Origin of the sequence: Paenarthrobacter sp. DKR-5 (genome assembly GCF_018531425.1) — a bacterium.
GTDB lineage: Bacteria > Actinomycetota > Actinomycetes > Actinomycetales > Micrococcaceae > DKR-5.
This window is the reverse complement of the sequence record NZ_JAHBOI010000004.1, coordinates 263,693-276,445: the sequence shown is the minus strand read 5'-3', so window position 1 is coordinate 276,445 and position 12,753 is coordinate 263,693. Positions and strand designations below refer to the sequence as shown.

The following is a 12,753-nucleotide window of genomic DNA, read 5'->3' as shown; positions in this document are numbered from 1 at the left end:
TGGCGGCCTCGGCTGACTCTTCAACTTTGGTGCTCACGCGTCCACTCCTCCGCTTTCAAGCTTCGCGCCGCCGGTGAAGTGCGGCTTGATCTTGTTGTCGTACATGCTCAGCGCCGATCCGATGGCCATGTGCATGTCCAGGTACTTGTAGGTTCCCAGCCGGCCGCCGAACAGCACCGACTTCTCGCCCTTGGCAAGGTCGCGGTAGGCCAGCAGCTTGTCGCGGTCCTCCGAGGTGTTCACCGGGTAGTACGGTTCGTCGCCCTTTTCGGCGAAGCGCGAGTATTCGCGCATGATGACCGTGGCGTCCTTGGTGTAGTCGCGCTCGGGGTGGAAGTGCCGGAACTCGTGGATGCGGGTGTACGGAACATCCTCGTCCGGATAGTTCATCACCGAGGTGCCTTGGAAGTCCTCGATCGGCAGGACCTCTTCCTCGAGGTCGATCGTGCGCCACGAGAGGTCGCCCTCGGCGTAGTCGAAGTAGCGGTCCACGGGCCCGGTGTAGACCACCGGCACCTGGCCCAGCGTCGTCGAGCGGGAGAACTCGTGCCCCTCGTCGAAGAAGTCGGTGTTCAGCGCCACCGTGATGTTGGGGTTGTCCGCCATCCGCTCGATCCAGGCGGTGTAGCCGTCGACCGGCAGGCCCTCGTACTTGTCGTTGAAGTACCGGTTGTCGTAGGTGTAGCGCACCGGGAGCCGGGAGATGATGTCCGCTGGCAGGTTCTTCGGGTCCGTCTGCCACTGCTTGCCGGTGTAGTACTTGATGAACGCCTCGTAGAGCGGACGCCCGATCAGCTGGATGCCCTTGTCATTGAGGTTCTGCGGGTCGGTCCCTGCCAGCTCGCCAGCCTGCTCCTGGATGAGGGCGCGCGCCTCGGCCGGCCCGTGGGAGGAGCGGAAGAACTGGTTGATGGTGCCGAGGTTGATTGGCATCGGGTACACCTCGCCCTTGTGGCTCGTGTACACCCGGTGGACGTAGCTGGTGAAGTCGGTGAAACGGTTGACGTACTCCCAGACCCGTTCGTTGGAGGTGTGGAAGAGGTGCGCGCCGTAGCGGTGGACCTCGATTCCGGTCTGCTCCTCGTTCTCGCTGTAGGCGTTGCCACCAATGTGGTGGCGCCGGTCCAGGACCGCCACCTTCAGCCCCAGCTCGGTGGCGGCGCGTTCCGCGATGGTGAGGCCGAAAAATCCGGACCCGACGACGACGAGATCAGCGTTCACAAACTCTCCTGTTACATTCGATGCAGGCCAAAGGTCCTTTGTCCGCCTGGTCAAGATTACCCGATATCGCCTGCCGGACCGGTATCCGAACCTGCGCGAGGACGGCCGGACGGCAGCATCGGCCGGCAAACCCACCACAGGAAGGAGCGCCCATGCCTCGGAGCGGGGAGCCACGGGTCACGCACTTCAACGACTGCGCATTTGTCGCCAAGACGCTGGTCGACGCCGCCGCCGCACAGGGGCACCGGTGGGGCTATCTGCCGCCCGGGAAGGTACGTCCCGAGGGCGGTTTCTCGTCCTCCGCTGCCGGCCGCCTCCGGCAACTGCCCTATGTGGCACGGCACCTGCAGGTTCTGCTGAGCTCGGACGTGCTGCACATCCATTACGCGACGGCGGCCGCACTGCTGGAGAAGAGCTTCTACCCCCGCAGACCGTACCTGCTCACCCTGCACGGCAGCGACATCCGCAAGCAGTGGCTTGACCCGGCTTACCACGACCAGATTCAGCGCGCGATCGACGGCGCTTCGATGGTCTTCTACGCGAACCTGGACACTGCCGAAAACGCGCTGAAGGCCCGCCCCGACGCGGTCTACATGCCGCCGCTGCTCCGCCCCGGCAGGCTGCCGCAGTGGACCCCGGCGAGCACTTCGGGAGCTCCGCGCGTGGTCTTCGCCTCGCGCTGGGACGAGTCCAAGGGCGTCGAGGCGCAGCTGGAACTCGCGGCGGCTCTTCGCGCAGCCCTGCCTCCCGCGGTGGACCTCGTCGGCCTGGACTGGGGTCCGGGGGCCGCCAGGGCACAGAAGCTGGGCGTGCGGCTCGTTCCCCGGATGGAGCAACCCGACTACCTGCGCCTGCTCGCCTCAGCCGATCTGGTGGTCGGCCAGCCGCAGGGCATCCTGGCCACCAGCGAACTGGAGGCCATGGCGATCGGTGTGCCGCTGGCGTGCCCGGGCCGGCAGCTGGAGGGCCCCGGCGGCACTCCCCCCGTCCTGCAGGGCACCGTCGCGGAAATCGTCGAGCAGACCAAAGACGTGCTGGCCGATCCGGCGGCAGCGTCGGCCGCGCTGAACGCCCGGCCGTGGGTCCTCGAGCACAACACTGCTGACGCGTGGATTCCCCTTCTCTCCCGGGCCTACAGCAAAGCGGCCGCGGAGGGAGTGCGCCGCTGAAAGTCCGACGTCAGCCGATCAGCGCCGCCACCTTGCGGCCGACGTAGTAGCGGAGATTACTCTCCACCCGGAGGTTGTCCCACGGCCGCGGGGTGAGGATCGTTCGGAGGTAACCGCCGGGCCATCCCCTCAGCGCGGCAGCAAAATGTTCGCGGTCCAGGTGCCGCGACCGCGCGAGCCTGACCAGGCGCCGCTCGGCGACGCTCAAGGGCCGCTCGGCGCCGGGGGCGAACGCCATGATTTCCTCGACGGCTGCGGCAAGCGCCGCGCGGTCCGGTTCCACCCACGGGAAGTCCGCCCCGCGCCGGAGCAACGCGCCGAGCACGTGGATGCGCAGCAGTTTCACCGCGACCGCCTGCCGGGCACCGCGGCGGAGATCCTTGAGCCAGCCGGCCTGCAGCACCTGTCCCAGGGCCCTGAATTCCTCCGCCAGCGGCAGCACGTGGCTCGTGACCCGCTCCACGGCATCCTCACCCATGATGTAACGCGGCCCGGGCCGCCCCATTTCCAGCCGGTCCGCGCCGAACCACAGGTGCAGGCTGAAGTCGATGTCCTCGCCGGTACGGACGCCGGGAGTGAGGCGCAGGCCAAGCTTCTCGACGGAGGACCGCCGCATAAGTCCGAACGGAACAGTGCGGTAGGCCAGACGGTCGCGCACTGGATCCAGCCTGCCCCGGCGCACCGCGCGCAGCCGCGGAGTCAGGTCCAGCACCCCGCTCTGCATTCGGATCGGCGCGATCACGGCGTCCGCGCCGGTCTCGTCCGCCTGCGCGATCCACGCCGCCAAGGCACCGGGCTCCAGGTAATCGTCGGAGTCCAGGATCGCCACGTAGCAGGTGTCCGCCCGATCCAGGCCGGCGTTCTTCGGCCCCGCCGGAGACGGGATGCCGTCCGCGAATTCGATGATCTCGAGATCCTCCTGAGGGAGGTCCGCCAGCAGCGCCTGCACCTCCGCCGACGGGATGCCGTGGCACATCACCAGCACCTTCACCTGGCCGGAAAGCCCCGCCAGGAGCGCCGACTCCGCGGCCCGCCGGACCGGCCGGTTCAGCTGGTGAACCGCAATAACAACGGTGACGGCGCGGGCCTCAGTCATCGACACTCTCCAGGTCCCCCGTGAGCCCGGCCAGCGCGGCCTGTTCGGCGAAGTCGGGCACCGCCGCGACGAGCTCGTCGAAGGTTCCCTGCGCCTTCACCTCGCCGTTGGCCAGGAAAAAGATGGTGTCCGCGTGGCGGATGGTCGAGAGCCGGTGGGCGACAAGGATCACAGTGGTCTTGCCGTGCAGGTCCCGGATGGCGGCACTGACGGCAGCTTCGGTGGCGGTGTCAAGGGCGCTGGTCGCCTCGTCCATGACCAGGACATACGGCTGCGGGTACAGGGCGCGGGCGATGCCGAGACGCTGGCGCTGGCCGCCCGAGAGCGCGAGGCCCTTCTCACCGATCCTGCCCTCGATCCCGTCCGCGCGCTGTTCGATGACGTTCAGCAACTGCGCCTGCCGCAAGGCTTCCTTGATCTGGCCCGGATCGTAGTTGTCCGTCCAGGTGAGCGCCACATTCTGCGCGACGGTCGCGTCGAACAGGGACACGTCCTGGGGCACGTAGCCCACCCGGGCACGCCATGCGCGCGAGACGTCGCTGATGGGTGTTCCGTCGATCGTGACGGACCCGCTGGTGGGTTCCATCAGGCCCAGTAGAAGGTCCACGACGGTGGACTTCCCGGCCCCCGACGATCCGACAAAGGCCACCGTGGAGCCGAACGGAATGTGCAGGGACACGTCCTTCAGCGCGGCCGGTTTGTCCGGTGCGTAGGCGAACGTCACGTGGTCCAGGTCGAGGCTGCGAGGCGCGTGGGCCAGCTCCCCTCCCCCGGCGGCGGCCTGCTCCGGCCCGACGGCAGCCTCGACGCTGCGGATGTCCTCCACGACGATGTTGGCGAACGGCGCGTTGGCGGAAGTGGTCGAGATGATCGCCTGGAAGCGCTGGATGGACGGGGCCATCCGGAATCCTGCGAGCCCGAACACGGCAACGGCCGTGACCGCCTGCGTGATGCCGCCGAGCAGGAACCCGGCGACGCCGACCAGGACGAATCCGCCGATCAGGCCGGCGTCGAGCACATAACGGGGAACGATGCCGAGGAATTGAATGTTGGCGCGCGCCCGTGAGGTGTGGATTCGGTTGCCGTGGATCACCTCCGAAACTTCCTCCGTCTTGTTGCGCAAGGTGATTTCCTTCAGCGCCCCGACCATTTCGGTGAGCATCTGCGCCACGCGGAACGAGTAGTCCCGGTTCACCCGGCCGGCGACCACGGAGCGACGGGATACCAGGAAGTAGAGCATCGCACCCAGCAGCCCGAGATACAGGAGCGAGACGAGGCCGGTGACCGGCTGGCTAATCAGCAGCACGGCCACGACGGTGACAAAGGACATCGCCTCGCCCACCAGCGACGAAGCGGGAAGCAGGACACCCGAGATGCTGTTGGCGATCCCGATGTCCGCGAGGCGGATGAGCTCGGAGGAGTTGCGCTTCAAGCGGTCCACCCAGGGCGAGCGGAAGTACGCCGCGAGCAGCCTGTCACCCATTTGCAGTTCGTACTTAGCGAACCGCCGGGTGGCCGCCCACTGCAGAATCACCGCGAGCACGCTCTTGCTCAGGATCAGCAGGCAGACCAGCCCGATCACCACGAGCAGCCCCCCGCCGGAGACTTCAATGCCAAGCAGCGGAATCCGCAGCGCGGTATTGCTGACCATCGGGGTCATCACCATCGCCAGCAGGGCCAGCGCGAGGGCGTCGAAAATGGCGAGTACGCCGCTTGCTACCGAGTAGTAGCGCAGGAACCGGCCGCTGCCCGCCGGCAGGATCGTGAGCAGCGAGCGGTAGGTGGCGTAAAGGGATTTCACCGGCCCAGTCTACCGGGCAGTGCGCTCACGCCCGGTGGCCGCTCCGCCGAGTGGGCACCAGTCCACGGCCGGCCGCCGTCCTCTAAGCTGGAACTCATGCGTATTCTGAGCGTCGTGGGCGCACGCCCCCAATTCGTGAAACTTGCCCCCATAGCAGCAGCGATGTCCGGCAAGGCCGAGCACATCATTGCCCATACCGGCCAGCACTACGACGAGCTCATGAGCGATGTCTTCTTCCGCGACCTCGGCATCCCCGAACCGGACTACAACCTCGGCGTCGGCTCAGGAAAGCACGGCGCCCAGACCGGAGCCATGCTCGGCGGCCTCGAGGAGATCTTTGAGAAGGCAAAGCCGGACTGTGTCCTGGTCTACGGGGACACCAACTCCACGCTTGCCGCCGCCGTCGCCGCAGTGAAGATGCACATTCCGCTGGCGCACCTGGAAGCGGGGCTGCGCTCGTTCAACCGGCGGATGCCCGAAGAGCACAACCGCGTGCTGACGGACCATGCGGCCGACCTGCTGCTTGCCCCGACGCAGACCGCGGTGGACCATCTGGCCACCGAGGGACTGGCGGACAGGACCGTGTTGGTGGGGGACGTGATGACGGATGTGTTGTTCAAGGTCCGCGACTCGCTGTCCTCCGCCGCCCAGCCGCTGCCCTTCGACCTGCCGGCACAGGGCTATTACGTCAGCACGCTGCACCGGCCGGACAACACGGACTCAGCGGAGCGGCTCTCCGCCATCGTCGAGGCGCTCGCTGCGCTGGACAAGCCGGTGGTGCTGCTCGCGCACCCGCGCCTGGTGGATCTGTCGCGGCGCCACGGCATCGAACTGGAGCAGGGCGCCATCAAGGTCGCCTCTCCACTGGCCTACCCGCAGCTGATCCACGCGGTCATGAACAGCGCGGGAGTCGTCACGGACTCCGGTGGCCTGCAGAAGGAGGCCTTCCTGCTGCGGGTGCCGTGCACCACGGTCCGGCCGGAGACGGAATGGGTGGAGACGGTCGACCTGGACTGGAACGTGCTGGTGAGCGAGGACCTCTCGTTGCTCACCAAGACGGTCGAACGGCCGCGGCCGGAGGCCACCGATGCCACTCCGTACGGTGACGGGCACGCCGCCACCCGCACGGTGGACGCCCTGTTGGAGCGGTTCGGTTCCTAAGCCGGCGGAGCCGCCGCGGAGCTAGCTGCGGGCCGCGGCGGAGAGGACCTCCGCCGCGGCCAGACGGCCCGACGCCGCCAGCGAGGCGTGCTCCCGCACCCACGCCGCGCGCGCCGACCGGCGGGTGTCCTGGCCGTCGAGGGCTTCGGCCATCGCCTTGGCCACCGCATCCACTTCGTACTCGGCGGCCGTCCCCAGCCCGTTGTCCGCGACGACAGCGGCACCGTCGCCCTGGCCCGCGAAGATGACCGGAGTGCCGCACGCCGCCGCAGCGTAGATCTTGGTCGGCTTGGCAAAGTCATAGCCTTGGTCAGGCTTGATGCTCACCAAGGCAGCCGCGGCGCCGCGGATCCAGCGTGCGGCGTCGGCAGGAGGAACCACGCCGCCGAAGTGGACGCTGCCGGGAGCGAGCCGGGCGGCAAGAGTGCGCAGGTGCGGTTCGTCGGCGCCCTGGCCAAAGAATCTGATGCTCACGCCCGGGTGGGCAGCGAGCACCGACGGCAGCGCACGGATGAAGATATCCGCCCCCTGCCACTCGGACATCGTGCCGGTGTAGACGAAATAGGCCGCATCGGCGGCGGCCTTCTCCCCCTCCTCGCTGAACACGGTCGTGTCCACGCCGTTGCCCACAACCGCGATGCTGGCCGCGGGAATGCCGAACTTTTCCACCTGGTAGGCAACGGGGTCCGAGACGGCGACCACGCGGTGCGCCCGGCGCAGGACGAAGCCTTCGACGGCGCGCATGATCCGAACCACAACCGGCGGAACGTCCATGGCCGAGAGGGCTTCGGTCCAGACATCGGCCGCGTAGTAAACGAACGGCCGGCGCCGCAGCCAGGAGCTCAGTGCCACTGCCAGACCGGTCGTAGGCGGCGGCTCGGAGACCACAACGTCGGCGCCGGTCAGCAGCAGCCGGAAGAACGCCGGAATGTCATAGCTGAGATACTGCACGTAGCCGCGGACGTTGCCGCCCGCGTCCCGCAGCACCGGCCAGCGTGATACCGCGAAGCGCTGCCGCGGCACCGGGGTGCGCGCCGGCGGCGTCGTCGTGAGTACCCGGACGTCCGCCCCGGCCTCGGCCAGCCCGTCCGCCAGCGCCTGCAGCCGGAAGGCGGCGGCGCCCACCTCAGGGGTGAACAGCCGGCTCGCGAGAATGACCTTCACCACAGAGGTCACGAAGCCGCGATCCTCACCAGGCCTCCGCCGGATGCGGACTGCAGTGCGGCCTCGGCCACCTTGATCGTGTTCAGCCCTTCGCGCATCGTCACCACATCGCTGCGCAGACCCAGTACGGCGTCGCGGAAAGCCTCGTGCTCGGTGCGCAGCGGCTCGGGCTTGGCGATCGCCAGGCGCGTCATATTGCCCTCGGAGACGCCGCGGAAGTTGGCCACGGAGTCCCACTCGGTGACGATGGTGCCGTTTTCGTAGAAGGTCAGGTCCGCCGTGACGGTGTCGGCAACAAACGCGCCCTTTTCGCCGGTGACCACGGTCAGGCGCTCCTTCATCGGCGAGAGCCAGTTCACCAGGTGGCTGGTGATCACGCCGCTGGCGAGCTGGCCGGTGGCCGCGACCATGTCCTCGTGCGGGCGGCCGCTGCGGGTCGTGGTGCGCGCGAAGATCGACTCGAAGTTGCTCTGGGCGAGCCAGGCGGTCAGGTCGATGTCGTGCGTGCCGAGGTCCTTGACGACGCCGACATCGGCGATCCGTGCAGGGAACGGGCCCTGGCGCCGGGTGGCGATCTGGTAGACATCACCCAGTTCTCCGGCGGCGAGCCGCTTGCGCAGCGTCTGCAGTGCCGGGTTGAAGCGCTCGATGTGGCCGACGGCGCCAACCAGGCCCTTGGCTTCGAAGGCATCCACCAGGCGCTGCCCGGCTTCGGCGGTGGAGGCGATGGGCTTCTCCACCAGGGTGTGGACGCCGGCGTCGGCCAACGCGAGCCCGACCTCCTCGTGGAGGCCGGTCGGCACCGCGGCCACCGCCATGTCCAGGCCCACCTTGATGAGGTCCTCGACCGAGGAGAGCACGGGAAGGCCGGCGGCCACGTGGTGCGGGTCGCCGTACGCATCGGCGACGGCAACCAGTTCGACGCCTTCCACCTCACGGATCACCCGTGCGTGGTGGCGCCCCATCATTCCGAGCCCGATCAGGCCCACGCGCAGGTTAGCCATCAGGCGCCTGCCTTCGCGAGGGCGTTCACGGCGGTGACGATGCGGTCCAGGTCTTCCTGGCTGAGCGACGGATGCACCGGCAGGGACAGCACCTCGCGGGCCGCGGTTTCCGTGTTCGGCAGGTCTTCGGTCCGGTTGAAGGAGGGCAGGCGGTGGTTCGGAACCGGGTAGTACACACCGGAGCCGATGTTGTATTCCTCGCGCAGGGCCTTCGCGAAGCCGTCCCGGTCCCCTGAGACCCGGATCGTGTACTGGTGGTAGACGTGCACGGCGCCGTCGGCAACCTTGGGCGCGTCCACGCCCTCGAGGTTCGCGGTGAGGAACGCGGCGTTGGCCTGGCGCTGCTCGGTCCAACCCTTGACCTTGGTGAGCTGCACGCGGCCGATCGCGGCGTGCAGGTCGGTCATGCGGTTGTTGAAGCCGACGAGTTCGTTCTGGTACTGCGTCTCCATGCCTTGGTTGCGCAGCAGGCGGATCCGGCGTTCGACGTCGGCGTCCGGCGTCGAGACCATGCCGCCCTCGCCCGACGTCATGTTCTTCGTCGGGTAGAGGCTGAACATGGCGAAGGTGCCGAAGGTGCCGACCATTTTGCCGTTCACGCTGGCCCCGTGCGCCTGCGCCGCATCCTCGTAGAGGTCGATGCCGCGTTCCTTGGCGAGGGCGCCGAGTGCCTCCGCGTTGAAGGGGTGGCCGTAAAGGTGCACCGGCATGATGCCCTTGGTCTTGTCAGTGATCAGCGAGGCCACGTGGTCCACGTCGAGGGCGTAGTGGTCCAGCTCGATGTCTGCGAAGACAGGAGTCGCGCCGGTGAGGGCCACGGAGTTGCCGGTGGCCGCGAAGGTGAAGGAAGGAACGATGACCTCGTCGCCCGGCCCGACGCCGGCGGCGAGGAGGCCAAGGTGAAGGCCGGAAGTGCCGGAGTTCACGGCCACGGTGGCGCGGCCGTCGAGGAGCACATCGGAGAACTCCTTTTCGAATTCGGCCACCTGCTTGCCCTGGGCGAGCATGCCGGACGCGAGGACGGCGTCGACGGCCGCCCGCTCCTCGTCACCGATGATCGGCTTAGCCGCGGGAATGAATTCTTGGCTCATGCTTCGTCCTCTGCCTCTTTCAGGGAATTTCCATCTTCGACGTAGGCGGCACCCGTTTCCGGGCACACCCACCGTCCGTCCTTGTTCTCCAGCGGGTGGCCCGCTTTGCCGACCCACCCCACGCGGCGTGCGGGCACGCCTGCCATCAGGGCGAAGGCGGGGACGTCCTTCGTCACCACGGCGCCTGCAGCAATGGTGGCCCAGCGGCCGATCGTCAGCGGGGCGATGCACACGGCGCGGGCGCCGATCGAAGCGCCGTCCTCCACCGTGACCCCCACCGGCGTCCAGTCGTGCGCACTCTTCAGCGATCCGTCGGGGCTCACCGAGCGCGGGTAGGTGTCGTTGGTCAGCACGACGGCCGGGCCGATGAAGACGCCGTCGCCGAGCCGAGCGGGTTCATAGACCAGCGCGTAGTTCTGGATCTTGGTATTCCGCCCGATTTGCACGCCGGTCCCGACATAGGCGCCGCGCCCGACGATGCAGTTCTCGCCCAAGTGCGCGTCTTCGCGGACCTGGGCCAGATGCCAGATCCGGGTCCCCTCGCCCAGGACCGCCTGGTCCGAGACGTCAGCGGTCGCAGCAATGGTTGACATGAGTGGTTCCTTTCCTAAACCCCGCTCGCGCAGCGTTCGGCTGTGACGCTGGCAGGCGCGGGTCCCCTAGTGGCAAGACTATCTTCAGCGCTTCCGCTGGCGAAAAAACGGCACCGACGCGCGGCGCCTGAGGGACGCCGCCCACCCTCTGTCCGGCTGCCCGGCAGCGAGCAGGGCGCCGAAGAGCGCCACGCCGACGGCAGCAGGGATGCCCCGGTAGGTAAAGAAGGAATGGATCTGCGAATGGTTGTTGAGCGCCTCATACCAGACGGGCACCACCACCGCGGCAGCGGCAATCACGACCCCGGCTACGGCGCGGCGCCAGCCGTGCCGTAGCCACGCGGTGAGCAGGGCAGCCACGACGACGATGCCCGCCGCGACGACGACGAAGCGGGCCGTCGCCACGTGGTCAAGCCAGAAGTGCCAGTTGGCCAGCGTCGGCGCCCCGAAGCTCTTATCCACACCGGCATGGGCCCCCGAGGAACGGAAATCGACATTCGACCGGATGAACGCCACGGTCTGGTCAAAGCCCAGGAAGAGGGCAGCGATCAGCCACCGGGCGGCCCAGGTGAAGCCGAAGGCCACCGGCCACATGATGACGGCAGCGGCGGCTGCCAGAGCCGTCTCCCGGAGCTTCCTGCTCCTGGCGAAGGTGACGCCAGCCACCGCTGCCGTGCTGAGCGCCCAGGGAACTGCCGGCGTCGTGAGCAGGTCCACGTAGCAGAAGAGCGCAGCCGAGAGCGCCACGCCGCCCATCGCCCAAGCGAGGGACTTTGACGCCGCCCAGGAGGAAATCGCTATCCCCAGGAAGATGGCTGAGATGGAGATGGCCTGGCTGAACGACGTGGACGGCGTGGACATCACGTTTGAGGCGAGCAGCAGGGGCAGCAGGATGCCGACGGCGGCCAGTTTGGCCGTGCGCTTGGCCAGGGACGCAACCGCCGCGAGACCGGAGAACAGCAGCATGGCGCCAGAGACGATGCGCAACCCGTCGAGCCCGAACAGTGCCAGTACCGGCCGGGTGAGGACGGTGTAGCCGGACCAGTACTTGTAGTAGCCGCTCACGGAACCGGGCGGGAGGGCCTGGCCCTTGGCGAGGGTCAGGATCTGGCCGGCGCCCGCTTGGCAGTTGGCGATGCGCGGCATGAAGACCGCGCGGGCAAACGGGTTCGGGTCGGACCAGCCGAGCCCGGTTCCGACAACAACACATTCGGTGAAGGTGTCGGAGATTCCGCCCATCCGGTCGGGGGCGCCGGACGGGCCGTAGGTGCCTGCCCTCACAGCGGCCGCCAGATGGTCCACGATGGGCTTGTCCGGAACCGCAGCCCCTGCCACCAGCAGGGAAAAGAAGACGGCCTGCAGGACGGCCAGGCCGGCGACAAACCATCCGGCCTTCTTGAGGTACCCGAGCACGGCGGACCGCGACGGACGGCGTACGGTCATCGACGGACCGGCGCCGGAGCGGGCATTGTCAGGTAGGCCGTCCGGGCGTTCTCCTGGCGGATCTTGCGCAGGCCGTCGAGGAGGATCCCGATCATCAGTGCGAGGACGGACAGCAGCACCAGCGAGGAAGCCAGCACCGCCGTCGGCAGCTTGGGCACCAGGCCAGTGTGCAGGAATTCGACGATAACGGGCAGCCCGAAGATCAGGCCGGCGAGGAAGAGCAGGCCGGAAATGATTCCGTGCAGCAGCAGCGGCCGCTCGTGGTGGACCAGTTTGAGGATCATCGAGAGGATGCGGATCCCGTCGTGGTACGTGCGCAGCTTGCTCTCGGTGCCTTCGGCGCGGTCCTGGAACTTCACGGTCCGTTCCGCCTGCGGCACGCGGGCATTGATCGCATGCACCGTCAGTTCGGTTTCGATCTCGAAGGCTTTCGAAACGGCTGGGAAGGACTTCACGAAGCGGCGGGAGAACACACGGTACCCGCTGAGCATGTCGCTGACCGGGTAACCGAAGATCCGTCCGACGATCGAGTTGAAGGCCCGGTTGCCCAGTTCATGACCGGCACGGTAGGCCGAATCCGTCTGCTGCGCCCGGACGCCGGTCACTTGGTCGAAGGGCCCTTCAAGCAACGTCCGGATGAGTTCCGGTGCGGCCGCGGCGTCGTAGGTGTCGTCCCCGTCGATGAGCAGGTAGATGTCCGCGTCGATGTCCGCCATGGCCCGGCGCACCACATTGCCCTTGCCCTTGAGGTGCTCGTACCGCACCTCCGCGCCGGCGGCACGCGCCACCTCGTCGGTGCCGTCGGTGCTCGCGTTGTCGTAGACGTAGACGGTCATGCCGGGGACCGCTGCCTTCAGGTCTGCGACTACCTTGGCAATGGCGCCTCGTTCGTTATGGCACGGAACGATGGCCGCAATCTGCTGTTCGAACATGTGTCCCAACTCGTTGTCCGGCGCCCGGTAGGGCGGGATTTAGGTGTACAAGAACGGCGAGTGGCTGCAACCGCCGCC

At 67.8% G+C, this 12,753-nt stretch carries 11 protein-coding genes; 2 read left to right on the top strand and 9 right to left on the bottom strand.

Annotated elements, in window-relative coordinates; all coding sequences use genetic code 11:
- Positions 1–33: 33 nt before the first annotated feature.
- On the bottom strand, positions 34–1,221 hold the full coding sequence (gene glf, locus KIH31_RS10465; RefSeq protein WP_214427059.1) for a UDP-galactopyranose mutase: 1,188 nt from the start codon (positions 1,219–1,221) through the stop codon (positions 34–36).
- A 152-nt stretch (positions 1,222–1,373) separates the two neighbouring features.
- Here glf and KIH31_RS10460 point away from each other — a divergent pair, with 152 nt between their 5' ends.
- Entirely contained in the window at positions 1,374–2,390 is a 1,017-nt protein-coding gene (locus tag KIH31_RS10460; RefSeq protein ID WP_214427058.1) for a hypothetical protein, read from the top strand.
- Between the two features lie 10 nt (positions 2,391–2,400).
- On the opposite strand, the gene KIH31_RS10455 is transcribed toward KIH31_RS10460, so the two are convergent.
- Positions 2,401–3,486: a glycosyltransferase family 2 protein gene (locus tag KIH31_RS10455; RefSeq protein ID WP_214427057.1), complete on the bottom strand. Its 1,086-nt coding sequence runs from the start codon at positions 3,484–3,486 to the stop codon at positions 2,401–2,403.
- The gene (locus KIH31_RS10450; protein WP_214427056.1) at positions 3,479–5,287 is read right to left on the bottom strand and encodes an ABC transporter ATP-binding protein; all 1,809 of its coding nucleotides are present in this window, start codon (positions 5,285–5,287) and stop codon (positions 3,479–3,481) included. The genes KIH31_RS10455 and KIH31_RS10450 overlap by 8 nt, the downstream gene beginning before the upstream one ends.
- A gap of 96 nt (positions 5,288–5,383) precedes the next feature.
- Between KIH31_RS10450 and wecB the strand changes: the two genes are divergently transcribed.
- Complete coding sequence (gene wecB, locus KIH31_RS10445) at positions 5,384–6,448, top strand: non-hydrolyzing UDP-N-acetylglucosamine 2-epimerase (protein WP_214427055.1); 1,065 nt, start codon at positions 5,384–5,386, stop codon at positions 6,446–6,448.
- Positions 6,449–6,469: 21 nt separating this feature from the next.
- On the opposite strand, the gene KIH31_RS10440 is transcribed toward wecB, so the two are convergent.
- The 6 genes from KIH31_RS10440 to KIH31_RS10415 all read right to left on the bottom strand — a co-directional run bounded on the left by KIH31_RS10440 (position 6,470) and on the right by KIH31_RS10415 (position 12,675).
- On the bottom strand, positions 6,470–7,624 hold the full coding sequence (locus tag KIH31_RS10440; RefSeq protein ID WP_214427054.1) for a glycosyltransferase family 4 protein: 1,155 nt from the start codon (positions 7,622–7,624) through the stop codon (positions 6,470–6,472).
- Positions 7,621–8,616 (bottom strand): Gfo/Idh/MocA family protein, encoded by a 996-nt coding sequence (locus KIH31_RS10435; protein WP_214427053.1) that lies wholly within the window; start codon positions 8,614–8,616, stop codon positions 7,621–7,623. Before KIH31_RS10435 ends, KIH31_RS10440 begins: the two co-directional genes overlap by 4 nt.
- Positions 8,616–9,707: a DegT/DnrJ/EryC1/StrS aminotransferase family protein gene (locus KIH31_RS10430; protein ID WP_214427052.1), complete on the bottom strand. Its 1,092-nt coding sequence runs from the start codon at positions 9,705–9,707 to the stop codon at positions 8,616–8,618. Before KIH31_RS10430 ends, KIH31_RS10435 begins: the two co-directional genes overlap by 1 nt.
- On the bottom strand, positions 9,704–10,300 hold the full coding sequence (locus KIH31_RS10425; protein ID WP_214427051.1) for an acyltransferase: 597 nt from the start codon (positions 10,298–10,300) through the stop codon (positions 9,704–9,706). The genes KIH31_RS10430 and KIH31_RS10425 overlap by 4 nt, the downstream gene beginning before the upstream one ends.
- Before the next feature lie 84 nt (positions 10,301–10,384).
- Complete coding sequence (locus KIH31_RS10420) at positions 10,385–11,743, bottom strand: hypothetical protein (RefSeq protein ID WP_214427050.1); 1,359 nt, start codon at positions 11,741–11,743, stop codon at positions 10,385–10,387.
- Positions 11,740–12,675 (bottom strand): glycosyltransferase family 2 protein, encoded by a 936-nt coding sequence (locus KIH31_RS10415; RefSeq protein WP_214427049.1) that lies wholly within the window; start codon positions 12,673–12,675, stop codon positions 11,740–11,742. The genes KIH31_RS10420 and KIH31_RS10415 overlap by 4 nt, the downstream gene beginning before the upstream one ends.
- Positions 12,676–12,753: the final 78 nt, after the last annotated feature.

Coding starts and splice junctions, on each gene's coding strand:
- KIH31_RS10460 (WP_214427058.1), top strand. CDS start 1,374: ATGCCTCGGAGCGGGGAGCCACGGGTCACGCACTTCAACGACTGCGCA.
- KIH31_RS10455 (WP_214427057.1), bottom strand. CDS start 3,486: ATGACTGAGGCCCGCGCCGTCACCGTTGTTATTGCGGTTCACCAGCTG.
- wecB (WP_214427055.1), top strand. CDS start 5,384: ATGCGTATTCTGAGCGTCGTGGGCGCACGCCCCCAATTCGTGAAACTT.
- KIH31_RS10435 (WP_214427053.1), bottom strand. CDS start 8,616: ATGGCTAACCTGCGCGTGGGCCTGATCGGGCTCGGAATGATGGGGCGC.
- KIH31_RS10430 (WP_214427052.1), bottom strand. CDS start 9,707: ATGAGCCAAGAATTCATTCCCGCGGCTAAGCCGATCATCGGTGACGAG.
- KIH31_RS10425 (WP_214427051.1), bottom strand. CDS start 10,300: ATGTCAACCATTGCTGCGACCGCTGACGTCTCGGACCAGGCGGTCCTG.
- KIH31_RS10420 (WP_214427050.1), bottom strand. CDS start 11,743: ATGACCGTACGCCGTCCGTCGCGGTCCGCCGTGCTCGGGTACCTCAAG.
- KIH31_RS10415 (WP_214427049.1), bottom strand. CDS start 12,675: ATGTTCGAACAGCAGATTGCGGCCATCGTTCCGTGCCATAACGAACGA.